Origin of the sequence: Nocardia carnea NBRC 14403 (genome assembly GCF_000308515.1) — a bacterium.
Taxonomy (GTDB): Bacteria; Actinomycetota; Actinomycetes; order Mycobacteriales; family Mycobacteriaceae; genus Nocardia; species Nocardia carnea.
The window spans coordinates 43855-68975 of sequence record NZ_BAFV01000022.1 but is presented as its reverse complement, the minus strand read 5'-3'; the positions used below and the strand labels follow the sequence as shown (position 1 = coordinate 68975).

The 25121-nt window shown below is 68.3% G+C and carries 19 protein-coding genes; 8 read left to right on the top strand and 11 right to left on the bottom strand.

What is annotated here, in order from left to right; genetic code table 11:
- Positions 1 to 32: 32 nt before the first annotated feature.
- From ON22_RS07860 to ON22_RS07850, 3 genes are read left to right on the top strand one after another with little or no spacing between them, the layout of a single operon-like run.
- A complete protein-coding gene (locus tag ON22_RS07860; RefSeq protein ID WP_033244905.1) occupies positions 33 to 800 on the top strand; it encodes a DUF1989 domain-containing protein in 768 nt (255 codons plus the stop codon).
- Complete coding sequence (locus tag ON22_RS07855) at positions 797 to 1414, top strand: urea amidolyase associated protein UAAP2 (protein WP_033245346.1); 618 nt, start codon at positions 797 to 799, stop codon at positions 1412 to 1414. Before ON22_RS07860 ends, ON22_RS07855 begins: the two co-directional genes overlap by 4 nt.
- Positions 1411 to 3414 carry a 5-oxoprolinase/urea amidolyase family protein gene (locus ON22_RS07850; protein ID WP_051157291.1) on the top strand — a complete coding sequence of 668 codons (2004 nt, stop codon included), beginning with the start codon at positions 1411 to 1413 and terminating at the stop codon, positions 3412 to 3414. The genes ON22_RS07855 and ON22_RS07850 overlap by 4 nt, the downstream gene beginning before the upstream one ends.
- 44 nt (positions 3415 to 3458) lie before the next feature.
- On the opposite strand, the gene ON22_RS07845 is transcribed toward ON22_RS07850, so the two are convergent.
- The 3 genes from ON22_RS07845 to ON22_RS07835 form a co-directional block, all read right to left on the bottom strand.
- The gene (locus ON22_RS07845) at positions 3459 to 4112 is read right to left on the bottom strand and encodes an isochorismatase family protein (protein WP_033244904.1); all 654 of its coding nucleotides are present in this window, start codon (positions 4110 to 4112) and stop codon (positions 3459 to 3461) included.
- An 85-nt stretch (positions 4113 to 4197) separates the two neighbouring features.
- A complete protein-coding gene (locus tag ON22_RS07840) occupies positions 4198 to 5346 on the bottom strand; it encodes an isochorismate synthase (RefSeq protein ID WP_033244903.1) in 1149 nt (382 codons plus the stop codon).
- Positions 5347 to 5355: 9 nt separating this feature from the next.
- On the bottom strand, positions 5356 to 6162 hold the full coding sequence (locus ON22_RS07835) for an SDR family oxidoreductase (RefSeq protein WP_033244902.1): 807 nt from the start codon (positions 6160 to 6162) through the stop codon (positions 5356 to 5358).
- Positions 6163 to 6248: 86 nt separating this feature from the next.
- Between ON22_RS07835 and ON22_RS07830 the strand changes: the two genes are divergently transcribed.
- A complete protein-coding gene (locus ON22_RS07830) occupies positions 6249 to 7901 on the top strand; it encodes a (2,3-dihydroxybenzoyl)adenylate synthase (protein ID WP_033244901.1) in 1653 nt (550 codons plus the stop codon).
- A gap of 47 nt (positions 7902 to 7948) precedes the next feature.
- Here ON22_RS07830 and ON22_RS07825 read toward each other — a convergent pair whose 3' ends face one another.
- From ON22_RS07825 to ON22_RS07790, 8 genes are all read right to left on the bottom strand, one after another.
- Positions 7949 to 8191 carry a phosphopantetheine-binding protein gene (locus ON22_RS07825; RefSeq protein ID WP_033244900.1) on the bottom strand — a complete coding sequence of 81 codons (243 nt, stop codon included), beginning with the start codon at positions 8189 to 8191 and terminating at the stop codon, positions 7949 to 7951.
- Positions 8192 to 8202: 11 nt separating this feature from the next.
- Positions 8203 to 9039 carry a siderophore-interacting protein gene (locus tag ON22_RS07820; RefSeq protein ID WP_033244899.1) on the bottom strand — a complete coding sequence of 279 codons (837 nt, stop codon included), beginning with the start codon at positions 9037 to 9039 and terminating at the stop codon, positions 8203 to 8205.
- Entirely contained in the window at positions 9039 to 10343 is a 1305-nt protein-coding gene (gene entS / locus ON22_RS07815; RefSeq protein WP_063820551.1) for an enterobactin transporter EntS, read from the bottom strand. The genes ON22_RS07820 and entS overlap by 1 nt, the downstream gene beginning before the upstream one ends.
- Positions 10340 to 11338 carry an ABC transporter substrate-binding protein gene (locus ON22_RS07810; protein WP_033244898.1) on the bottom strand — a complete coding sequence of 333 codons (999 nt, stop codon included), beginning with the start codon at positions 11336 to 11338 and terminating at the stop codon, positions 10340 to 10342. The genes entS and ON22_RS07810 overlap by 4 nt, the downstream gene beginning before the upstream one ends.
- 78 nt (positions 11339 to 11416) lie before the next feature.
- On the bottom strand, positions 11417 to 18934 hold the full coding sequence (locus ON22_RS07805; protein ID WP_033244897.1) for a non-ribosomal peptide synthetase: 7518 nt from the start codon (positions 18932 to 18934) through the stop codon (positions 11417 to 11419).
- 150 nt (positions 18935 to 19084) lie between these two features.
- Complete coding sequence (locus tag ON22_RS07800; protein ID WP_231508658.1) at positions 19085 to 19858, bottom strand: ABC transporter ATP-binding protein; 774 nt, start codon at positions 19856 to 19858, stop codon at positions 19085 to 19087.
- A 96-nt stretch (positions 19859 to 19954) separates the two neighbouring features.
- Entirely contained in the window at positions 19955 to 21031 is a 1077-nt protein-coding gene (locus ON22_RS07795; RefSeq protein ID WP_033244895.1) for a FecCD family ABC transporter permease, read from the bottom strand.
- 2 nt (positions 21032 to 21033) lie between these two features.
- Positions 21034 to 22059 carry a FecCD family ABC transporter permease gene (locus tag ON22_RS07790; RefSeq protein WP_051157290.1) on the bottom strand — a complete coding sequence of 342 codons (1026 nt, stop codon included), beginning with the start codon at positions 22057 to 22059 and terminating at the stop codon, positions 21034 to 21036.
- A gap of 496 nt (positions 22060 to 22555) precedes the next feature.
- Here ON22_RS07790 and ON22_RS07785 point away from each other — a divergent pair, with 496 nt between their 5' ends.
- The 4 genes from ON22_RS07785 (at position 22556) to ON22_RS07770 (ending at position 25107) form a co-directional block, all read left to right on the top strand.
- Positions 22556 to 23203 (top strand): MspA family porin, encoded by a 648-nt coding sequence (locus tag ON22_RS07785; protein ID WP_033244894.1) that lies wholly within the window; start codon positions 22556 to 22558, stop codon positions 23201 to 23203.
- 66 nt (positions 23204 to 23269) lie between these two features.
- Entirely contained in the window at positions 23270 to 23938 is a 669-nt protein-coding gene (locus ON22_RS07780; RefSeq protein WP_033244893.1) for an MspA family porin, read from the top strand.
- Positions 23939 to 24078: 140 nt separating this feature from the next.
- The gene (locus ON22_RS07775; protein WP_033244892.1) at positions 24079 to 24621 is read left to right on the top strand and encodes a YaeQ family protein; all 543 of its coding nucleotides are present in this window, start codon (positions 24079 to 24081) and stop codon (positions 24619 to 24621) included.
- A gap of 45 nt (positions 24622 to 24666) precedes the next feature.
- The gene (locus tag ON22_RS07770) at positions 24667 to 25107 is read left to right on the top strand and encodes an SgcJ/EcaC family oxidoreductase (protein ID WP_033244891.1); all 441 of its coding nucleotides are present in this window, start codon (positions 24667 to 24669) and stop codon (positions 25105 to 25107) included.
- Positions 25108 to 25121: the final 14 nt, after the last annotated feature.

Genomic DNA, 25121 nt, shown 5'->3' with positions numbered 1-25121 from the left:
ACCACGCCCGCTCACACGAGCAAGGAGAGACGATGACACCTCCCCCGCAGGCACCTACCACCGCCTCGACCACCGGCGCCCGCGCGCATGCCCGGGCCCAGGGCTCGGCCACCCTGCCCACCCCCGGCCTACCCGCCGGAATCCGCCCGGCCGACACCACCTGGACCGCCCGGCTGCCACCCGGCGGGTACACCGGTGCGGTGCTCGGGCGCGGCACCAGGCTGCGGCTGTCCGATCCGCACGGTTCGGCGTGCGCGCACCTGTTCCTGCTGCGCGCGGAAGCTCCCTGGGAACGACTCAATATCGCCGACACCGTAAAGGTTCCGTGGCAGGCCTATCTCGGCGCCGGTCACCCCTTGCTGTCGGACCAGGGCCGGGTGCTGGCCACCGTCGTCACCGATACCTCCGGTCACCACGACGCACTGTGCGGCACCACGCGTACGGGCCGGCTGCTGCTGGAACGCGCCGGGGCCAAATACGGTCTCGAACCCCGCGATATCGGCCCGACGCTGTCGCTGTTCCGTGGTGTGCGGGTCGGCGGCGAAGGGGGCCTCGTCGCGAACGGAACCGCCGGGCCGGGTGCCCATGTCGAAATGCTGATCCACCTGCCGGTGACCGTGCTCGTGGTCGATACCCCGCACCCGCTCGACGACACCCCGGTCACCGAACTCGATCTGGTGGCCTGGCCCGGCGGCTCCCTCGACACCGCCACCGTCAACAACGACCCGGAATATCTGCGGGCCGTACAGAACACCGAAACGGCCTGGTCGGCCGCCCGGACCCGACAGGAGTGGATATGAGCAACACCACCTCGACCGTTGTCCTCGACGAAACCGTACCGGCGTGCGCGCCGTGGTCGGCGATCGTACGGGCGGGTGACCGCCTCGATATCGTCGACCTGCACGGTAACCAGGCCGTGGACTGCCTGCTGTACTCCGCGGCCGATCACACCGACCGATACAGCGCGCAGGCCACGGTCACCGCCCAGCGCAATATCTTCCTCACCACGGGCAGTGTGCTGCGCACCGATGCGGGAACCGCGTTGATGACGGTGATCGCCGACGAGGTCGGCAATCACGACACCATAGCCGGGGCCTGTTCCCAGGAATCGAATACGTTGCGCTACGGCCACCACACCCGCCACCAGCACGCCTGCGTGGAGAACTTCCTCGCCGAGGCCGCGAAATGGGGTATGGGCAAACGAGATCTGGTGTCGAATATCAACTGGTTCATGAACGTACCGGTGGAATCCGATGGAACCCTCGGCATCGTCGACGGTCTGTCCGCGCCCGGTAAAACGGTCTCGTTGCGGGCCGAGACGGACACCCTGGTACTGGTGTCGAACTGCCCGCAGATCAACAATCCGTGCAACGGCTTCGATCCGACGCCGGTGCGAATGGTGGTGTCGCGATGACCGCGGCGGCGGCACTCGCACCGGCCACAGACCCGGTGCGGATATTGCAGGTGGTGGTGGAACGACCGGGAATGCTCACCACCGTGCAGGACTGGCCCGGCCGGACCGGCTACTGGCATGTGGGTGTTCCGCCGTCGGGGCCGATGGACGATCTGTCGTTCCGGCTGGGCAATCGCGCGCTGGACAACGAGGAGGGCACAGCGGGGCTGGAATGCACGATGGCCGGGCCGGCGCTGCGTTTCGCTGCACCGGCATGGGTCTGTGTGACCGGGGCACCGGTCGAGGTGACCGTGGCGGGTCGCCGGGTGCCGCTGTGGCGGCCGGTGCTGGTCCCGGCGGGCGGAGTTCTCGATATCGGGATGACGCAGGGGCCCGGGATGCGCTGCTACGTCCTCGTTTCCGGGGGTGTGGCGGTACCGGAGTATCTGGGTAGCGCGGCCACCTTCACCCTCGGCGGGTTCGGCGGGGTGGCCGGTCGCGCCCTCGCGGCCGGAGATGTCCTGGCGCTCGGCCCGGCCGTGCACGCCCCGGCGGGCCCGGTGCCGGACGGTGAGCAACCGGCGCTGACCCGGAACTGGCAGCTGGCTGTCACCGAGGGGCCGCACGGCGCGCCGGAATTCTTCACCCGCGCCGATATCGACACCCTGTACGACACCGCCTACGAAGTGCATTTCAACTCCGACCGCACCGGCGTCCGGCTCGTCGGGCCCAAACCCCGCTGGGCCCGGCCCGACGGCGGCGAGGCCGGGCTGCATCCGTCGAATATCCACGACACCGCCTACAGCGTCGGCGCCCTCGATTTCACCGGCGATACCCCGATCCTGCTGGGTCCGGACGGGCCGAGTCTCGGCGGATTCGTCTGCCCGGTCACCGTGACCGCCGCCGACCGGTGGAAACTCGGGCAGTTGTGCCCCGGCGATTCGGTACGTTTCGTACCCGTCCGGGCCGACCGGGCCGCCTCTCCGCGCATCCTCGGCCCGGGCCGCCGGGCGGCCTGGTCGGCCGTATTGTCCGCCGGAGGCGACGGCGACGACGGTGTCCTGCGGTATGCCGAAACAACCGACGGCATCCCCGTCACCTATCGCCGCGCCGGTGACGACGGCATTCTCGTCGAATACGGCACGATGACCCTGGATCTCGCGCTGCGCGCCCGGGTGCACGCGCTGCACGAACGGCTGCGTCCGGATGCCGGACGGGGAATCACCGAACTGACGCCCGGTGTGCGATCGCTGCAGATCCGTCTCGACCCCACCGCCGTATCCACCGCGGCCGCGCTGGACATGCTGGCCGAAGTGGAGACAGAACTACCGGCCGCCGACGATCTGGTGGTGCCGAGTCGCACCGTGGAACTGCCGCTGTCCTGGGACGATCCGGCCACGCGCGAAGCCATCACCCGGTATATGCACGGCGTGCGCGCCGACGCCCCGTGGTGCCCGTGGAATATAGAGTTCATTCGCCGCATGAACGGGCTGGAGACCGTAGCCGAAGTATTCGACACCGTTTTCGCGGCCGAATACCTCGTCCTCGGCCTCGGCGATGTCTACCTCGGCGCCCCGCTGGCCACCCCGACCGATCCGCGACACCGCCTGATCACCACCAAATACAACCCCGCCCGCACCTGGACTCCGGAGAACGCGGTGGGGATCGGCGGCGCGTACCTGTGCATCTACGGTATGGAAGGCCCGGGTGGCTATCAGTTCGTCGGCCGCACCACCCAGGTGTGGAGCCGCCACACGAACCGTGAAAACCCCTGGCTGCTCCGGTTTTTCGACCGTATCCGCTGGTACCCGGTCAGTGCGGAAGAGCTACTGGACCTACGCGCGGACTTCGCGGCCGGCCGCGGCGAACTACGCGCCCGCGACGGCGAGTTCCGGCTGGCCGATCACCGCCGGTTCCTGACCGAGAACGCCGGATCCATCGATGCTTTCCGAGCACGCCAGGCCACGGCTTTCGCGGCCGAACGCGATTCCTGGCGCAGGTCGGGTGAACTGACCGAATGAAGTGACGGCCGGCTCGTCATTCGAGCACGAGCCGGGCCGGCCGCTCAGGCTCCGGCGGGCACCGGAGCCCCGAGCTGCGCCAGCACACCGTCGGTGTTCAGCACCATGCCGCAGCGCCGCGCGGTGTATCGCAGCGCGATCCTGTGCTCGTCGCGGCTGAAGTCCGCGACGGCGTCGTGCACCATGAACGCGCGGATATCGTTCATGAACGCCTCCGCGGCACTGAGCATGCAACCCATATGCGCGTACACACCGGTGACGATCAGCTGATCGCGATTGCGGTAGCCCAGCAGCTGGCGCAGGTCGGTGCGCTGGAATGCCGAATAGCGCCATTTGGTGACCTGGATATCGTTCTCATCGGGTTTCAGCTCCGCGATGACCTCGGTATCGGGACCGTCCGACATCCCGGTCCCCCAGAAATCGGCGAGCAGTCCGCGCCGGTCGGGGTGCTGGTCACCGGGCTGCATACTGTAGATGACCGGAATGCCCAGCTCATGACATCTATCGCGTAAGCGGGAAATATTGTCGATCATGGTCCGGGCGGGGTCCCGATCGAGCTGATACGCGGTGAGGAAGTAGTTCTGCATATCGTGGATCAGCAGGGCGCATCTGTCGGGTTCGATCCCCCAGGACACCTGGTTCGCGATCTCCTCGTCCAACGGCGGCATCGCATAGGGTGCGATCGGCTGCATGGGCATGGCCAGAACTCCTCATCATTTCTTGTGGCCCGCAACCTTCTGGTGGGCTGCGGAGCCGGGCGCAGTAGCAGTGAGCGTTTTCGGGTCAGGACACGGCGGCAGCCTTCCCGCCGACCCCGAGCGGTCCGAGGACGCGCTGGAGTTTCCCGGTGGTTTCGGCCAGTTCGTCCTCGGGATCGGATTCGGCGACGATTCCCCCGCCCGCGTAGGCCAGTAGGGTCCGGTTGTCCGCGGCCAGTTCCGCGCAGCGGATGCTCACCATCCATTCCCCGTTGCCGTCGGCATCGCACCAGCCCACCGCGCCGGCGTAGAAACCGCGGTCCCCCTCGAGCTCGGCGATCAACCGCGCCGCGGCGGCAGTCGGTGTACCGCAGATCGCAGGGGTGGGATGCAGGGCATCGGCCAGCTCCAGCGCGGTCGGCCCGGTGGCCGGCACCGTCGCGCCGATCGTGGTGCCCAGATGCCACATGGCCGGGGTTTCGGCGAGGTCGGGGGTCGCGGGAGTTCGTACATCGGTGCACCGGTCGCGCAGGATACCGGCGACGTGGTCGACCACATAGCCGTGTTCATGGCGGTCCTTGGCGGAGCCGAGCAGGGATTCGGCCGCGATCCGATCGGCCACCGGATCCTCCGGTATCCGGCGTGCGGACCCTGCCAGTGGATGACTGGTGACCTCGGGTCCGAGCCGGCGCACCAGGATCTCCGGGCTGGAGCCCACCAGGTGCCGGCCGGTGTAGACGCCGCCGGCGGCGGACAGGTCGACCAGGTAGCCGTTACCGGCGGGGTCGGTGGAGACCAGCAGGTCGAGCAGGTCGGCGGCACGCACCGCACGATCGGCGCGGGCGCGGAGCTTTCTGGCCAGCACCACTTTCCGCAGCGCATGCGCGGGATCGGCCAGCAGCCGGACGGCAGCACCCACCCGGCGGACGTGTTCCTCGGGTTCGGGCAGGTTGTCGGTGATCGCGATATCGGGTGCGGTGACCGCCCGCGGGTTACGGGGACCGTCGGTCACCGCGATCGTTTCCGGCGCCCACAACGCGGCCGGGGCGCCGGGGGTGAACGGCAGCGCGCCGACGATATGGCTCACGCGCCGGGCCCGCAACTGAGCGGCGGCCTCGGCGGCGCTGTGGAAGATACGACCCCCGGCCGACGCGGTCACCGTACGTTGCGGCCGGGACAGGACAAAAGCAGGATCCGCGGAAAAAGCGGAGTTCTCGGCGTTGATGATGATCATCCTCTCGTGTCACATATCCAGCGTTGCGCCGCCGTCGACCCGCAGGTCGTGCATGGTGATATGGCGCGCGGCGTCGGAAACCAGGAAGTGGACGGCGGCGGCGATATCGGCCGGTTCGGCAATCCGCCGCAACGGGATTCCCAGCCGGTAGTTCTCCGGGTCGCCGTCGAGCAGGCTGGTGCGCGCCGCATCGCCGAGTCCGTGTTCGCCGGAATCGGCATACATTCCGCGGAGCAGAGGAGTATCGGTGGAACCCGGCGACACCAGATTCACCCGGACCCCGTGCGGTGCGACCTGCAGCGCCAGCGACCGGGTGAACGCCGTGGTCGCGGCCTTGGCGGCGCCGTAGGCGGCGAGGCCGACCCGGGGTGTCGTCGCAGAATTCGAGGAGACCACCACGATGGAACCGCGCTGCAGGGCGACCATTTCGCGGGCGGCGCGCTGTGCCACATACACGGCGGCGTTGGTGTTGACCGCGAGGCAGCGCTGCCAGTCGCCGGCGCCGGTATCCAGGGCGGAGCCGCCGATCATCGCGCCGGCGGTGTGCACGACGATGCGCGGTGCGCCGTTCTCGGCGACCACGCGATCGAATGCGGCGGAGACGGCGGCCGCATCGGTGAGATCGATTTCGGTACCCCGCGCGGCAATTCCCTCGTACTGCCGCCCGAGCCGTTCGGCCACCTCGTGTACCCGGGGATCGGTATCCCACAATTCGATGAGCGGAGTAGCGCCTGCGAGTGCGGTGGCGACGGCCGCCCCGATGCCCCCGGCGGCTCCGGTGACGATGACCCCTTCGCCCCATTGCTTCGTGACCATTAGGTTAGCCTAACCTGAAGTTACACCGTAAGGCTAGCATTCCGGTGTGACATCGAACAAGATCGCCGATCGGAAAGAGGTGCGCCATGCCATCGTCCGTCCTGCCCGGTTTCACACCCTGGCCATCGGAACTCGCGAATCGGTATCGCGATGAAAAGTGCTGGACCGGTGAGACGTTCGCGCAACTGCTGAGCACCCGCGCCGCACAGACCCCCGAGGCGATCGCCGTCGTCGACGCGACCCACCGCTGGACCTACGCCGAACTCGACCGCCGCGCCCGGTCGCTGGCCACCGGCCTGATGCGGCTCGGTATCGGCCACCACGACCGCGTCCTGGTACAGCTGCCCAACCGGGCGGAATTCGTGGAAGTCATCTTCGCTCTGTTCGAAATCGGTGCGCTGCCGGTGTTCTGCCTGCCCGCACACCGCGAATCCGAACTGGTGCCCATCGGCAACGCGAGCAAAGCGGTCGCCATGATCACCTGCGCCACCCACCAGCGTTTCGACCATGCGGCACTGGCCGATACCGTGCGCCGCCGGGTCGACTCCCTGCGCCACGTCCTGCTGGTCACCGACGATCCGGAGACCGAGTTCGCCGAGGGCGCCGCCGATCTCGCCGGGTACCGCGACGAACCGGGAGAAATGCCCGAACTCGACGCCGGCGATGTAGCGTTCCTGCAGCTCTCCGGGGGGAGCACCGGGATTCCCAAACTCATCCCCCGCACCCACGACGACTACCTCTACAGCGTGCGGCGCAGCGCCGAAATCACCGAACTGGGCCCGGACTCGGTCTATCTGGCCACACTGCCCGTGGCGCACAATTTTCCGATGAGCTCGCCGGGAATCCTGGGCGCGCTGTACGCGGGCGGAACGGTCGCGATGACACCGGATCCGACGCCCTCCACCGCGTTCGCGGCGATCGAACGGTTCGGGGTCACCATCACCGGGCTGGTTCCGCCGCTGGCGCGGCTGTGGGTCGAGCGGGCCGAAAAAGGCGGCGAACTGCCGGATCTGTCCAGCCTGCAGGTGGTTCAGGTGGGCGGCGCCCGCTGCCCGGACGAATTGGCCCGCCGGGTCGGACCCGCGCTGGGCGTGACCCTGCAGCAGGTCTTCGGCATGGCCGAGGGCCTGGTGTGTTACACCCGGCTCGACGATCCGATCGATGCCGTCGTCGCCACCCAGGGCCGGCCGATGTCGGAACTCGACCGGATGAAGATCGTCGACGACGAGGGTGCCGAAGTCGCGCCGGGCGCCGACGGAAATCTGAAGACCCAGGGGCCCTACACGATTCGCGGCTACTACGACAATCCCGAGGCCAATGCCCGCAGTTTCGACGCCGACGGCTGGTACAGCACCGGCGATATCGTCGCGCTGCGCCCGGACGGCAACCTCGTCGTGAAGGGCCGGGCGGGCGACTGGGTCAACCGCGGCGGCGAGAAGGTATCGGCCGAGGAACTCGAAGCCCATCTGCTCGAACACCCCGCTATCCGGGACGCGGTCATCGTCGGCACCCCGGACCCGGTCCTCGGGCAACGTATCTGCGCCTTCGTCCAACCCGCCGATCCCGCAACACCCCCGACGCTGACCACGGTCCGCAGCTTCGTCCGCGGACGCGGTATCGCCGCGTGGAAGATGCCCGACGCCGTGGTGACCATCGAGGAATTCCCGGAGACCGGGGTCGGGAAGACCAGCCGCCGCGATCTGCGCCGGCTGCTGGCCGAGGGGCACCGCGCACAGTGACCCCCGGTGCCGCGAACCACGCATCCGGCGCGGTTCGCGGCGCCCGGTCACGGGCACAGAACCTCCAGCCAGGACTCCAATACGGGGTCCCCGGCCAGCATCATCGGATCGACGGTCTCATGCCCCTCCGACCGCCATTTCTCCACCAACTGCATGATGCGCACCGAATCGAGCCCGGCATCGAGCAGATTGGTATCGGTGGACAGTTCCCCGGCCGGGACGCCCATCACTTCGGCGACATCCTGGATGAAGCGGTCGCGCTCGGTCACGGCCGCTGCGTCGTTCGTCATGCTCTCTCCTTCTATTCTTCGCCGTCGAAATTCGCGATCCCGTGTTTCCAATAGCCGGCGATCAGGCAGTCCTTCGATCCGACACCGAGTTCGCTGCGGATCCATTTGCGGATCGGGCGCAGCTGCCCGGCCTCACCGGCCACCCACGCGTACACGTTCTGCCCGGCGGGCACGGTGACCGTGCGGATCGCCTTCTCCAGCAGATCCCCGGTCCCCGGCGCGGCATCGCCGCGGTGCAGCCACTGGATCTCGAACCCGGCCGGCGCGTCGATCTCGATCTCCTGGCTCGCGTCGGTCACCTCGACGAACACCCAGCCCTTGGCCGCCCGCGGCAGCCGTTCCAGCCAGCGGGCCATCGCGGGCAGCGCGGTGATATCCCCGGCGAACAGGTAGTTGTCGTAGCTTTCCGGCACCACCACACCGCCCGGCGGGCCGGCGATATGGATACGGTCCCCCGGTGCGGCGGCCAGCGCCCAGTCCGAGGCGAGCCCGCCGGGATGCAGCGCGAATTCGATATCGAGTTCGCCCGCATCGGCGTCGTAGCGGCGCACCGTGTACTCCCGCGAGATCGGCCGCGGTGCGGGCCATTCCAGCGAGAGCCCGTCTTTCACCGGCAGGCGCAGGGTTCCGTCGGTGTCGGGGAAGACCACACGGACGTGTTCGTCGGGGACATAGCTGTGGAATCCGGCGAGCTCCCGACCACCGAAGGTGACCCGGAGCAGCCCCGAACCCACCTGCTGGGTGCGGATCACCTCGAGTTCCCGCAATTCGATCGGATAGCCGACCTTGGCCCCGTGGGATCCGGCCATGACCTCGGCGATCCGCTCACGGTAGGCACCGCGATCCATCACACACCGTCCTTTCCTTTGTCCGCGATTCCGGTGGGCTCCACCGGCGGTTTCACCGGCGGCCCGGCAGGTTTGCCGGGAGCGGTGAGCCGGGCCAGCGGCGCCAGGAACACCATGGTGGGTACGAGCAGCACGAGCACCGCACCGCCGTAGACCACCAGGGCGGCACCCGGTTCCACGAGACCGCCGATCACACCGGCCGCCATCGACCCGAGCGCCGTTCCGGTAACCGATTGCACCAGTTGCAGACTCGACAACCGGCCGCGCATCTCCTCCGGCGAATGCTGCTGCAGTACCGCATACCGCAGGATGTTGTTCACGGCCCGGGCGATACCGAACGCGGCCAGCCCCAGGAAACTCCATGCCACCTGCGGCCAGACACCGGCCATGATCAGGCCCAGCGGCATGAGAGCCAGCGAAACCAGCAGCGCGAGACCGTTCCGGCGGGAGCGGCCGATCCAACCGCTGGTCAGCGATCCGAGTACGGCACCCGCACCGGGCGCGGCGTAGAGCAGGCCCAGCGTCGCCGGACCGGCATTCAGTGCCTGATCCGAGAACGCCGGCAGCAACACCAGCGGCCCGCTCACGAGCATGGCGAGCAGACCGCTCACCAATACCGCGCGGATAACGCGGTGGCGTATCGCGAATCCGATCCCCTGCCCCATTTCCACCAGCGGATTGCGCAGCTCGCGCGCCGGTGGCGGGGCGGCGCCGATGGCCCGGATCAGGCCCACGGTGGCCGCGGTCGCTGCCGCGGCGGCGAAAAACGCAAAAGGCACGCCGATCTGGGCGATCAGCACACCGGCGATGGCCGGGGTGATCATGGTGCCGAGATCCGAGGTCAGGGTGATCAGTGCACCCGCCGCCGGCATCTTCGCGCGCTCGACCAGCATCGGCACCAGCGCCATCATGGCCGACCCGCTGATCCCGCCCGCCAGGCCGTCGACGACGGCGGCGGCGTAGATCACCGCCAGAGTGGGACTGGCCAGTATCGCGTTGAAGCCCAGGGCCAGAAACGCCAGCCCCGCGGCGGTCCGCGACCACTGCATCACCGTGCGCCGGTCGAACCGGTCGGCGATCACCCCACCCCCCAGGCTTCCGACGAACAGGGCGATCGCCATGGTCGTCGATACTCCGGCCACGTGCAGGCTCGACCCAGTGAGGTCGTAGACCTGTACCGGCAGGGCCACCATCAGCAGCCCGATGCCGAGTACGGAGATCAGCCGCGCGCCGAAGGCACAGCGGAACCGCCGGCTCTCCCGCAACGGGGAGATATCGATGAGGAGGCCGGCGGTGGCTGTCACTTGAACTGCTCCTGGATCAGGTCGAGGGTGTTCATCACGCCGCGGTAGTCCGGCCGGTAGCTGGTGGCCGGCAGCTCATAGACCTTCTTGCTCTTGAACGCGGGCAGCTGCGCGAACATCGGGTCCTCGGCGAGCTCGGCCGCGCTCTTGGCACCGCTGAGCGGAACCACGATCACCACGGGCTGGTCCACGACCTTGGTCAGCAGTTCGGGGCTGAAGTTGAACCAGTCGGCGGAGGGGTTGATCTCCGGGTTACCGGCCTTGGCGACAACCTGATCGTCGGCCTTGAAACCCAGCTCGGCCAGCAGTGTCGGCAGCGCGGCGTTCGGCAGGACCATCTTCGGCTTACCGTCGGCGGCGGACTGGAAGTAGCCGATCTGCTGCTCGGGCGCCTTGACGGTTTCGGCGACCTGCTTGAGCTTGTCGTCGTAGGCGGTGATCAGCTCATCGACCTTGTCGCCCTTGTTGACCACATCGGCCAGCAACTTCAGCTGCCCCTGCCAGTCGGTGACATCACCGGGCACCAGCACTGTCGGCGCGATAGCACTGAGCTGGTCATAGGCATCCACCGACTGTTTGGCCGGGAAGCCCTGGCCGCCGCCGATGATCAGGTCGGGCTGCATCGAGGCCACGAACTCCACGTTCACGCTCTGCCCGATCGGCACCACCTGGGTGCCCTGTTCGGTCGCGTCATCCGCCCACGTCGGGGGAAACTTTCCGCTGCGGTCGGTCACACCGAGAACCCGGGTATCCGCCGCGGCCACCGGCACATCGAGGTCGTAGAGGTAGCCCGCGAGGGCGCCGTTGAGCACCACGACCCGCTGCGGGTCGGCCGGCACCTCGACGGCGCCCTTCTCGGTCTGGATCGGCCGGGTCCCGGCTTCGGCGGCAGGCTCGGCATCGGAGCTACAGCCCGCGACCGCGAGTACCGCGACGAACAGGCCGACTACAGCACGTAGCCAGGCCGCGAAGCGGCTGTGGGATAACAGCGACATAGGTACTTCACTTTCTTTCTCGAACCGCCGGGGCACCGGATGGTGCCGCGGCAGAGTCTCTGAGGCCTGCCCGCACGGTCAGGTCCGCAACGCCGGGTCGGTATCGAGCAGCGCGGCAACCTCGGCCCAGCCGCCGTCGGCGACGATCCCGAAATGGGTGTAAGGCAACCGGCGCGGGATGATCCGGGCGCCGGCAGCGCGCCAGCCGGCCAGCTGGGCGGCGACGCGCGGGGCGTCCTGGTCCTCGCCGAGATCGGCGGCGTAGAGCGACATGTGCCCGGAATACCGGGGTGCCTCGGATTTCGTGACCATCCGCAGCAATTCGCCGGCGGCGCCGCGGACGAGCGCAGCGAGATCCGGGGCGTCCTCGGGCAGTTCCGGAAGCAACCGGTCCAGCCGGGCCGGATCGGCCAGCGCCTCGGTGGCCTGTTCGGCGAGGTCGGCGAGCGGATGCGAATCGACCATCCCCACGAATGCGACCTCCGCGCCGGCCGCGGTGAGCGCGGCCGCCATGGCGTGCACGATATTGCCGCCGAGCGAATAGCCCAGCAGGTGGTACGGGCCCTCCGGCTGGATTTCGCGAACGGTTTCCAGGTAGCGGGCGGCCAGTTCGTCGATGGTCTCGGCCCCGGAATCCACACCGCGCAGGGCGGGTAACTGGAGGCCGATCAGCGGCCGGTCGGCGCGCAACCGCCGGGCCAGCGGAGCGAACTGCCAGGCCGTTCCGCCCACGGGATGCACACAGAACAGCGGCTCGGCCGCGCCGCGGTCACGTAACCGCAGCACATGGTCGAGGCGCCGGCCCAGCATCGCAATCTCCTCGGACACCGTCTCCGGCGACAGCGTCTCCAGCACTGCGGGATTCGTCGCAGCGGTCGCCGGTGGCACATGCTCCGGTGCCACAGTCTCCGACACTGCAGTCTCCGACACTGCGGTGTTCGGCGCTGCGGTTTTCGGCGCTGCGGTTTTCGGCGCTGCGGTACTCGAGACAATGGAACCCGCGTCGGCGGAGCCGTTTCCGCCGACCGCCACCGCTTCGATACGTGTCGTGAGGGCGCGAACGGTCGGCGCCTCGAAAACGTCGTCGACGACGACCCCGTATCCGGCGCGGCGCAACCGCCCGACCAACCGCACCGCGGTCAGGGAATGACCGCCGACGGCGAAGAAATCGTCATCCGGCCCGATCGCCGCGATACCCAGCACCGCGGCCATGGCCGCGGTAACCGCGCCGGCCACTCCCGGCACTCCCCCGGGTTCGCCGGGAACCGCCGTCAGCGACCCGGAAGCCGCGGTCTGCACACCCGAAGGCGCGGTCTGCGCTTCCGGAGCCACGGTCTGCGCTTCCGGAGCGGCCGGGCCGCCCTGTGCCACGGTCGATGCGCTCGAAGACATGGCCGGCGCGCCGAGGGCGGCCGCAGATACATCCGGACCCGCCGTCTGCCTCCCCGGAGCCGGCGCCGGTACGCCCGGACCCGCCGTCTGAGCCGCAACCGGTGTGCCTGGAACGGCGGTCGGGGTCACGACCTGTCCAGTGGCGGCCACATCCACCGGGTATTCCGGGACGGGCAGCGCCTTGCGGTCGAGTTTGTCGCTGACGGTCATCGGGATCGCGTCGAGCTCGACGAATGCCGCAGGAATCATGTAGGAGGGCAGCACATTCCGGAGCGCGACCCGCAGTTCCTCGGTATCGACGGTGGCGCCGGACCGAGCGCGGAGGTAGGCGACCAGGCGTTGGTCGCCGGGAATATCCTCCCGCAGGATCACCGCGGCCTGGGCGATCTCGGGGCGGCGCAGGACCGCCGATTCGATATCGCCGAGTTCGATCCGCTGGCCGCGCAGTTTCACCTGACTGTCGGTGCGGCCGATGTAGTCGAGTTCGCCCTCGGCGCCCCAGCGCACCAGATCACCGGTGCGGTACATGAGTTCACCGCTGCCGGCGGGGTCGGCGACGAAGGTATGCGCGGTGCGCGCCGGTTCGTGCAGGTAGCCGCGGGCGAGCTGCACGCCGGTGAGGTAGAGCTCGCCGACCGTGCCGAACGGCACCGGGCGCAGTTTCTCGTCCAGTACGCGCACCCCCGCACCGCCGGGCGGGCGGCCGATGGGGACCGTGTCCAGATCGGTGTCGTCGGTGACGTGGTAGGTGATGCAGACCGCGGCTTCGGTGGGGCCGTAGAGGTTGTTCACCTTGGTGCCGGTGACTTCCCGGAACCGCTGCGCGGTGGCCGGTGGTAGCGGTTCGCCACCGGTGAACACGCAACGGAGCGCGGAACATCCGGTGAGATCGCTTTCCTCGGCCATCGTCGTGAGCATCGAGGAAGTCATCTGCACCGCGGTGACCTGCTCGTCGGCCATGAGTTCGGCCTGGTAGTAGGGGTCGCGGTGGCCGTTGGGCCGGGCGACCACGATCCGGGCGCCCACCAGCAGCGGCAGGTAGATCTCCAGCAGCGAGGCGTCGAAGGTGGCCGGGGTGCGGTACAGCATGGTGTCACCCAGCCCGAACCGGTGGTGTTCCTGCAGCCAGGCGAAGGTGTTGACGATGGCCGCATGGCTCACCGATACGCCCTTCGGCACACCGGTGGACCCGGAGGTGAACAGCAGGTAGGCGGCATTGTCCGGGCGCAGCGGTGCGAGCCGGTCCGCGTCGGTGAGCGTATTCGCCGCGAAACCGGTGAGGTCGAGGGTGTCGGTCGCGATGACAGGCGCCCGTCCGGTCGCGAAATCGTCGGTGCTCGTGGTGAGGACGAGTGCCGGAGCGGCGGTCTCGAGAATCGTGTCCAGCCGCTCGGCCGGCTGCCCCGGGTCCACCGGAAGGTAGACCCCACCGGCGCGACTGATCGCGTGCGCGGCGATAACAGCCTCGCCACAGCGCCGCATCGCGACCACCACCACCGTCTCCGGGCCGATCCGCTGGGAAACGAGCCAGCGCGCCAGGCGATCGGCGCGTTCGCCGAACTCACGGTAGGAAATGGTCATGCCCTCGGCGGTGAGTGCCGGGGAGGCGGGATCTATCTCGGTTGCCGAGGTCCAATCGGCCAGCGTCGCACCGTGACTGTCCGGGTGCCGGGTTCGGTCGAGTACCGCACCGACGGTGGCGGCCGGATCGCCGACCAGCGCGGTGAGCACGGCACCCAGCCGCGCCGCCATCCGCTGCCCGTTCGCTTCCTCGATCGCGCCCGGCGCGTAGTGCAGCATGAGCCGGAACCGGTCACCGGGCAGTGCCGTCACGGTCACCGGATAGTGGGTGAGGCTGTGCACGGCGACGTCGGCAACGCCGACCTCGTGTGTTTCCTTCGGCGCCACACCGGTTTTGGGGAAATTCTCGTAGACGACGAGCGTATCGAAGAGCCGCCCGACCCCCGCCGCGCGTTCCACGGTCGCCAGGCCCAGATAGCCCTGGTTCTGCAGTTCCAGTGTGGTCCGCTGGAAGGCGGCGAACTGCTCGGCGACCGGCCGCCCGGTATCGAGGGTCATCCGCACCGGAACCGTATTGCTGAACAGGCCGACCATGCCGCCCACACCGGGCAGGTCCGCGGGCCGGCCCGACACCACCGCACCGAACACCACATCGGTCCGGCCGAGCTGTTCGGCCAGCACCATCGACCACGCACCCTGCAGCAGGGTGTTCATCGTGAGCCCGTGGGCCCGGCCGAAGGATTCGAGCGCGGCCGCGGTCTCGGAGCCCAGCGGTACCTGCAACCCGACCGCGGCCGAACGTGGCCCGGGTGCGCCGATCAGGCTCGGTGCCTCCAGCCCGGCGAGGTAATCGCCCCAGCGGCGGGTTTCCGCGACCGTATCGCGGGCGGCGAGCCACGCCAGATAGGTGCCGTAGTAGCCGGGTTCGGGCAGTTCCTCACCGTGATAGCGGGCGAGCATCTCGCGCAGCACGATCGGGATCGACCAGCCGTCGGCCAGCAGGTGGTGGGCGGTGAGCACCAGCCGGTGCACGGTATCGGAGAGCCGGATCAGCAGGGCGCGCAGCAGCGGCGGATCGCCGATATCGAACAGTTCCGCGCCCGCGGTCTGCTCCAGCGTCAGCGCGCGGTCCGCGGCGTCCGGCCGGTCGCGCAGATCCTCGACCCGCCAGGCGATCTGCGGGTTGCGGGGGATCACCTGGACCGGTTGGTCGACGCGGTCGTAGTGGAATGCGGCACCCAGGTTCGGGTGCCGGTGCAGTACTTCGGTGAACGCGGCGGCCAGCCGGTCGGGGTCCACCGGGCCGGACAGTTCGAACCGTGCCGTCAGGGTGTAGACGTCGGCGGCGCCGTCGCGCAGCGCGTGGAACAGTAACCCTTCCTGCAGCGGTGACAGCGGCAGCACATCGGCGACGGGCCCGTGCACGGTGGCGAGTTCCGCAAGATCCTGCGGCGGTAACGCGATCGTGACGGATTCCGCGCGCGGCACCGGCGCCGGGCGGTTATCCGCCGAAACCGGCACGGGGTCGGCCGCGGCCGCCAGATCCGCGAGACCGCGGCGGGTCAGCAGATCCTGCGGTGCCAGGACGAAGCCGCGTTCGCGCAGTTTCGCGCAGACACCGATCGCGGTGATGCTGTCGCCGCCGGCGCCGAAGAAATCGTCGTCGATATCGACGGTATCGCTGTCGCGACCGAGTAGTTCGGCCACCACCTCGGCGATCGCCTGTTCGGCCGGTGTAGCCGGTGCCCGCCCGCCGGTGGATTCCACCGGATCGGGTAACGCGGGCCGGTCCACCTTGCCGTTGACCGTCCACGGGAGTTCGTCGAGCACCACGATCCGGGTGGGAACCATGGGGTCGGGCAGCGTATCGGCCAGCCGGTTGCGTAACCGGGCGCCGAGATCCGCGGCACCGTCGTGTATCTGCGCTGCGGCCTCGCCGGTGGCGACCACATAACCGATCAGGCTCTGCCGGCCCGCGAGCTCGCGGATATCGGCGGCCGCGGCGACGACCTCGGGCAGCCCGCTCAATGCGGCTTCCACCTCACCGATTTCGATCCGGTGCCCGCGGATCTTGATCTGCGCATCCGCCCGGCCCGCATAGAAGTAGCCCTGCCCCGGCACCCAGCGCGCCAGATCGCCGGTGCGGTACATCCGGGCACCCGGCGGGCCGAACGGGTCGGCTACGAAACGTTCTGCGCTCAGTCCGGGCCGGCCCAGATAACCCTGCGCGATCCCGGCCCCCGCCAGGTACAGCTCGCCGGGCTGCCCGTCCGCGACCACCTGTAAACCGTTGTCCAGCAGGTAGGCTCGCACTCCGGGTAGCGGCACCCCGATATGCGGATCGGTGCCGCATACGGGTGCGCCGATGGCGTCGACCGTGGCCTCGGTGGGCCCGTAGAGATTGACGGCGCTGATTCCGGCGGTCTGTACCTGCTGCCAGAGGTCCGGTGGGCAGGCCTCACCGCCGAGGACCAGCAGGCGCGGCGCCACCTCGGCCAGCCCATGTGTGAACAGGGCGGCGGCAAGTGTGGGGGTGCCGTCGGCGACCTCGATCCCGTCCGCGCCGAAGGCGGCCACGAGCGCGGCGGGGTCGCGGCGGGTCACACTGTCGTACAGGTGGATCCGGTGGCCGTCGAGCAGCCACAGCAGCGGGTCGAGCGCGGCGTCGAAGGCGAACGAGGTGGTGTGGGCGATGGCCAGCCGGTGGCCGCCGGCCCGCTCGACGGTTTCGGCGTAGATACCGGACCGGTGCCCGGCGACCAGTTGCGCGAGGGCGTTGTGGTCGATCACCACACCCTTGGGAGTGCCGGTGGATCCGGAAGTGTAGAGAACATAGGCGGCGTGGTCGCCCCGGATGGCGGCTTCGGCCGGGCGGCTGTCCGGATACTCCTGCACCGCGGCGCGTACCTCGGCGCCGTCCACTGCGACCGTACGGCAATCGAGTTCGCCGACCAGCGTGTTGTCGGTGAGGACCAGCACCGGAGCGGAGTCGTCGATCATCGTCTGCAGCCGCGCCGCCGGATGTTCCGGGTCCAGCGGTAGATAGGTCGCGCCGGCCCGCCAGACGGCCAGCAGCGCCACCACCAGATCCGCCGTGCGCGGTAGTGCGACACCCACCCGGTCTCCCGGCCGCACGCCCTGGTCGCGCAGGTACCGGACCAGCCGATACACCTGCGCGCCCAGTTCGGCACCGGTATATCGCCGCGCGCCGGCGACCAGCACGGTATCGCCGGCGTATTCGGCGACCATCCGGTCCAGTGCCGCCGGAACCAGCTCGGTTCCGGCCGCGGCCGCCGGCCCGCGACGCTGTGCCAGCAGCCGGGCCCGGTCGTCGGGGTCGATCAGTTCCAGCGCACCGACCTGTACCTTGTCCAGTTCGGTGAAAGCCTCGATGACCCGGACCAGCCCTGCCATGCGGCGATAGGCGGTCTCCGGATCGTTGGTGCGCGCATCGCATTCGAAGTTCAGCAGTACGGATTTGTCGGGCAGCGGAGTCGCGACTAGGCCGAGATCTTCCGGCGGCCCGCCCGCCACATTGCGCAGGACCCCTTTGGCGCCGTCGAAGTCGAGGGCGAAATCGAAGACCTTCAGGTTGATCCCGACCCCGTGCAGCAACTCGCCCGCACCGAAACCGCTCAGGTCACGGGCCAGGTCGGCACCGCTGTAGCGCTGGTGCCTACGCATCTCGCGCAGCGATTCCGCCACCCGGACGCCCAGTTCGCCCACTGTTTCGTGGGCGTGCACGGCCAACCGCAGCGGCAGCACGTTCACCGCCATCGACGGTGTACTGAGCGCGACCCGCCCGACACGGCCCATCATCAGCATCGACAGCACGACATCGGAGGTGCCGAGCTGTCGTTGGATATACGCGGCGTAACAGGCGATCAGCCCGTCCGCCCAGGTGATCCGGTAGCGCTCGGTGCATTGGCGCAGCCGGTCGAGGGTGGCGACCGGCAGGATCGCCTCGGCGCGGATCGTACGTTCCACCGCGCCGCCGAGGGCGGTACCGCGCCCGTCCAGCGCGGGTGCGGGGCTGAGCTGGTCGCGCCAGTACTCCTGGTCGGCGGTGAAATGCTCGCTCTCGCGGTAGGCCTGCTCATCGGCCACCAGATCAGCAATGGTGCCGAAGGTCGCCTTGGGGGGTTCGGTGCCCCGGCGCAATGCGGTGTAGTGCGCAGCCACCCGGCGCGACAGCAGCGCCGCACTGTAGCCGTCGACGATCAGGTGGTGGTACAGCTGCACACACCACACTTCGCATTCGGTGAGCCGGATCAGCGTGTAGTTGTAGAGCCGCCGATCGACCATGCCCCGGCACCGCTGCGCGGCCTCGTGCCGTTCGAGGGCGACGGCCTCGTGGGCCAGGGAAATCGGGTCTGCGGCGCCGCGCAGGTCGATCATCGGCCGCAGGACTGCGGGTTCGTTGCTGACGAATTGCCGGGGGCCGGAATCGGTATCGCGGAACCGCAGCCGCATGTTCTCGGCCTCGGCGACGGTCAGCGCGATGGCCTCGGCCAGTGCGTCGACATCGATCGGCTCGGCACCGGATATTTCGAGGACCTCGCCCACCAGGTAGCGGCCGGATTCCGGGTCGAACTGCTGCGCGTTCCAGATTCCCAGCTGGGGGCCGGTGAGCGGTAGTCCTGCACCGCTGATCGTCGACGCGTTCTGCACTGCCGCCGGCACGGCAACTCCCTTCGCTGTGAACCACTTTCGTCTGCCGTGCCACCGGTGGGAACACCGCGGCACAACACACGACCACAGTTGAGGTTAGCCTAACCTTTACTAAAGTGAAACATCTTGACTGTAGTCGGACTTTGCGCTCAGTTTGTTCGATCAGCCCACCCGGACCGCCTTCTCACCGAGCGGAACCACCAGTGGCGTGCCCGTTTCCGGATCGTCGATCACCCGGCAGCCCAGGTCGAAAACCTTCTGCACCAGTTCCGCCGTGACGATCTCGCGCGGCGCCCCGGCCGCGACCACCGCACCGTCGCGCATGGCGATCAGGTGATCGGCGTAACGGAACGCGTGATTGAGATCGTGCAGTACCGCGACCACTGTCCGGCCGGTATCCCGGTTGAGTTCCCGGCACAGGTCGAGCAGCTGGATCTGGTGCGCGATATCGAGGAAGGTGGTGGGCTCGTCGAGCAGCACGATCGGCGTCTCCTGGGCGAGCACCATCGCGATCCACACCCGCTGCCGCTGCCCGCCGGACAATTCGTCGACCAGCCGCCCGGACAGATCCGTCACCCCGGTGGCGGCCATCGCCGCGGCCACCGCCTCCTCGTCGTGCCGCGACCACTGCCGGACCAGTGATTGGTGCGGATACCGGCCCCGAGCCACCAGATCGGCGACCCGGATCCCTTCCGGCGCGGTCGAACTCTGCGGCAGCAGCCCGATACGGCGGGCCACCTCTTTCGCCGGATAGGAACCGATGGCCTTACCGTCCAGCAGCACCGCGCCGGATTCGGGTGCCAGCAGCCGCGACAATGCCCGCAGCAGCGTCGATTTACCGCAGGCATTCGGCCCGATGATGGCAGTGAAGGTGCCGTCGGGGATATCGACGGTGAGCTCATCGCTGATCACCCGGTTGCGGTAGCCCAGCCGCAGCCGGTCGGCCCGTAACCGGGCGTCCGTGGCGGCGGGCGGGGTGACGGTTTGCTGCGCAGATTCGCTGCGCTCTAGTTTTTCGTCCACGAAGATTCCTCAGTTCCGTCGAGCCTCGACCACCAGCAGATAAGCCAGATATGCACCACCGACCGACGCCGTCACCACACCGACCGGCACGGAGGTCGGCGCGAAGACGCGGCGCGAGATCCAATCACATACCGCCAGCAGAAACGCCCCCATCGCCGCCGCCGGAAGCAGCGCCGTCGTCGGTGTCCGGGCCAATCGGCGGCCCAGCTGCGGGGCCGCGAGTGCCACGAAGGCGATCGGCCCCGCAACGGCCGCACCGACAGCGGTGAACGCGACACTGAAGATCGTGAGGAGCAATCGCGCCCGGCCCACCCGGACCCCCAGCGCCTGCGCCGCATCGTCGCCCAATTCCAGGATCGGCAACTGATGTGCCGCGGGCACCACCGCGAGTGCGAGCACGGCCAGCACCACCAGCGCCGGCGTGATCTCGGCCCAGGTCAGCCCGTCCAGCGTGCCCACCCCCCAGGCCGCGGCCGACATGGCGGTATCGAGGTCGGCGCGCAGAATGAGCCAGGTATTGGCCGCGGCCAGCATCGAACCGATACCGATACCGACGATCACCAGCCGGAATCCCTTGATGTTCTGCCGGAATGCGAGCAGGAAGATCGCCAGCGCGGTGACCAGTCCGCCGCCGATCGCCCCGGCCGCGGTGGCGTAGTACCCACCGCCGGCCAGGATGACCAGCAGTGCACCCGTATAGGCACCGTTGTTGAACCCGATGATATCGGGGCTGCCCAGCGGGTTCCGGGTCACCGACTGCAGGATCGCGCCGCTGATTCCGAGCGCCGCGCCGAGCACCAGCGCCATCAATACCCGCGGGAACCGCCACTCCAGCACCACGAGTTCGTCACTACCGACCCCGCTGCCCAGCAGCGCCCGCAGCACCCGGTCGGGCGGGATATCGAAATCCCCGGAGCCCAGCGCCAGGAGTGAGACGACACAGGCGGCGACGAGCAGCACCGCCGACACCACCACGCTGCGCACGCCGAACCGGGCCGTGAGGCGGCGCAGCCGCAGTACACGGACCGTGCGGCCGAACTCGATACTCGCCACGGCGCCGATCCGCGGTTTTTCACGCAGGGTCACGACTACCTCATCTCCGAACGGCGGGCGAGCCAGATGAGTACCGGCGCACCCAGGAAGGCGGTGACCACACCCGCCGCGATCTCGTCCGGCGGAATGGCGATCCGGCCGAGGACATCGGCGAAGAGCACCAGCGTCGGCGCGAGGAGCAGCGAATAGGCGACGATCCAGCGATAGTCGGGTCCGACGATCCAGCGGGCGATATGGGGTACCGCCAGGCCGACGAAGGTGATCGGCCCGACCGCGGCGGTCGCCGTACCGCACAGCAGGATCAGCGCCAGGGCGGTGAACGCCCGGGTCCGTGTCACATGTACGCCAAGCGCGCGCGCCATATCGTCGCCGAGCGCCACAGCGTTGAGCGAGCGGGCGGCGACGGCCGCGAAAACGATACCGATGAGAATGAAGGGGGTTGCGCCGGCGAGAACGTCATAGCCGCGGCCGGTCAGTGCACCGGCGTCCCACTGCCGCATCTCTTCGAAAGCGCTCGAGTTCAGCAGGATCAGCCCCTTGGTGATACCGGTGAGCACGGCTGTCACCGCAACACCGGCCAGGGTGAGGCGAATCGGGTCGGTACCACCGCGACCGACGGTCCCCAGCCGGTACACCACCACCGACACTACCGCCGCGCCGGCGAATCCGAACCAGACATAGGAGGCGATCCCACTGGCGCCCAGATAGGCCACCGCGACCGCAATCGCAAAGGCCGCACCCGCATTGATCCCGAGCAGCCCGGGGTCGGCCAGCGGGTTTCGCGTCAGCCCCTGCATGAGACATCCGGCGATTCCGAGCGCGCTACCCGCGAGCAGGCCCAACAGGGTGCGTGGCAGGCGATATTCACTGATGATCAGATCGTCCGGTGAGCCGCCGGGCTGCCACAGCGCAGTAAAGATCTCCGTGATCGGAATAGGCTTCACACCCACCACGAGGCTGAGTACGCAGGCAAGTATCAGGAAGGCAGCGGCAAGTAACCAGCCCATCCACCTGCGGACCGAGACCCGGGTGTGGTATTCATAGGATGAACCGGCCGTCATGACGCGGTGCTACAGGAACTGTGCATCGAACCCGTCCCTTCCCGGCGTATATGAGATACGTCACGGTCATAGCTCACAAATTTTGTTAACTAACCTTTATAGTGAGCGCAGGCTAACCTAACCTGAACAGGCTTAGCAACAGACTGTGCCGAGGAGCGAAAGGATAACGGGATGTACTCCGCTGCCGGCTGTATCGCCTCCCCATCCGCTCCGTCCCGGCTCGGGACCACCGGCCACACCTGGCCGGGTTGTAAGAGATACACAGGGATGAGGGATTTGATGGCGCAGCATTTCGTCACCTGATCGCCCAGGTTGAGACGATCCGAACCGCCGGTGGGCATTTCGTACCCACCGGATTTCACCTGCGAGTGCGCAGCAACCGAACCTGACCCGCGTTTTCGCGCGTCCGGATCCGGAATTTCGTGCTGCCGCTTTCGCCGGCTCCCGCGGCCACGGCCGTATCCGGCGACATTCGCTAGACCATGAGGGACACACGATGAACATCAAAGGGATTGCTGCCGGTGCGGCGATGACGGCGGCGGCGGTACTCGGCGTTGCCGGTGGAACGGCGACCGCGGACACCTTCGTGCCGCTGCCGGGCGGCGAGAAGGCCGGGCCGAACGGGAAAGTCGCGCGCGTCAACGAGAGCGCGCTGATCTCGCCGTCGATGTCGGCCAACGGCGCGGGCCGGGTCGCCTGGGTGAGCGGACAGATTCACGCGGACGTCACGCAGACCCCCGAGGGCGACCCGGGACCGTGGAAGGGCCCGACCAACTCGCCGGGTACCAACAACTCCTCCACCCACGGCTCCTCGCGGCTCAGCACCGGCTACATCATCGGCTGCCAGGTCAGCATCGCCGAGAACGCCTTCCAGGCCGGTATCGGTGGCACCCTGAGCACCTCGACCCTGGGTGGCAGCGGATCCCTGAGTGTGAAACTCGGTCCGGGCGAAGTGAAATTCGTTCACATCGAGGGCGTCGACATCAAGAAGCCCGGTCCGTACTGGATCGACTACAAGGATGTCGAGATGAACGTCGAGGGCTGCGGCGGCTTCGCTCAGGCCCGGTCCTACACGGTTCTCGAGATCATCGGTGACCACTACTCCAAGTCCACCCTGTACGGAGCCCCGTTCAGCATCGGCTGACGCTCGTCACCACTGGTCGATCAATCCGTCGCTGAACGGAATATCTCTTCCGAGAGGGAAAATCTCATGTCTGTAGTGAAGAAGAGCGCCGTGCGCATCGCGAGCGTCGCCGCCGCGGCCGTCGCCGCTGTCGGTCTGTTCTCGACCGGCGCCGCCAACGCCGATACGTTCGTGCCGCTGCCCGGCGCCGAACTCCACCACACCCTGCCCAACGGGCTCGGGGTCACCGCGCGGATCGCCCACGAATCCGCGCTGATCAACCCCTCCATGGGTTCCACCCCGCTGCACCGCAACGCCTGGGTCTCGGCCAGCGCGCAGGTCGAGGTGCACGGTGAGCACAACGGCACCAAGATCACCCCGGGTTATGTCGTGGGTTGCCAGGTCGATATCAGCGGCGGTGGCGCCAACGGCGGAGCCGACGTCACCTCCGACTACGCCGGCGAGAACGTCACCGGCAAGCTCAGCACCGGCGGCAACCTGACCCTGGGCCCCGGCCAGGCCACCTCGTTCCTGCTCCTCGATATCGAGAAGCCGGACGTGTACGGCAACGAAGGCCATACGTTCGCCACCAAGTTCACCGGCCCCACCGGCTCGGTGACCTGGTCCGACAGCACCATCGGCCTCAACGGCTGCGGTGGCTACGCTCAGGCCCGCGCCTTCGTGCGAGTCGAGGTGGCAACCGATAACGGCACCTCCGAGTTCCGTGTCTGGGGTCAGCCCTTCAGCCTCGGCTGATCGAGTACGGTCTGCAGAATCGACGTAGCCCCGGCCGTTTCGGCCGGGGCTACGGTCGTCTCCCGGGCGCTGCGGCCGGCATTCTGGTGGCAGCAGCCGCCCGGGCAGTTACCAGGTCCGCCTATTAGGCTGGCCTGCCTATGGCTACCGGCGCGACTCTGCACACCTTCGCAGTCCAACTCTCCGACGTCGATCGCGGCGTTTATCAGGAATTGGAGTTGCGCCTGGCCCGGCATCCGTCGGAAACCGCGGAATTCCTGATCACCCGGCTGCTGGCCTTCTGCCTCGAATACGAGGACGGGATCACGTTCAGCGACGGCGGGGTGTCCTCGACCGATGAACCCGCCGTGCTGGTCCGCGATCTCACCGGGCAGATCACCGCATGGATCGAGGTCGGTGCGCCCGATGCCGACCGGGTCCATCGCGGCAGCAAACTCGCCGGCCGGGTCGCCGTCTACACCCACCGTGACCCCGCGAAGGTCCTCGCGGCGCTGCCTGGGAAACGGATCCACCGGAGCGAGTCCATTTCTCTCTACAGCCTCGATCGCACCTTCGTCGACGCCGCAGCCGCCGCCCTGGAACGCCGCAACACGGCCACACTGTCGGTCCTGGAACGGCAGCTCTACCTCGAGCTGAACGGCACCGACCTCACCACCCCGATCGACGAGCACCGGCTGCCCTGACCCGGCTGTTGACATCAAGTCAACTTCAGGTTTCAGAGTTGTCGTATGCATCCGGACGACGAACAGACCATCAGGACGACGCTCGCGACCCATACCGCGCTGTGGACAAGCCATGAGATGGACGAATGGGGCACCTACTTCACCGAGGACTCGGATTTCATCACCCACCGCGGAATCTGGTGGCGCACCCGCCGGCAGAATATCGACGGCCACAAGGACGTCCCCGAGTCGGTGTTACGGCAGAAGAAGAGCTACACCCAGCAGGTACTGGATATCGCCATGATCACGCCCGAGGTGGCCCTGGTCCACACCCGCTGGAGCTGGCCGGAGCATCGGCTACCCGGTGCGGACGCGACCGAGGACCGCACCGGCCTGATCACCTTGATCATGGTGAAACGTCAGGGCCGATGGCTCATCAGGGCCGCGCACAATACGCGGACCAACGGCCTCGACGACTTCACTCCGGGCCGCGGAACCGGTGCGTAGCGAGCGCGAACGCG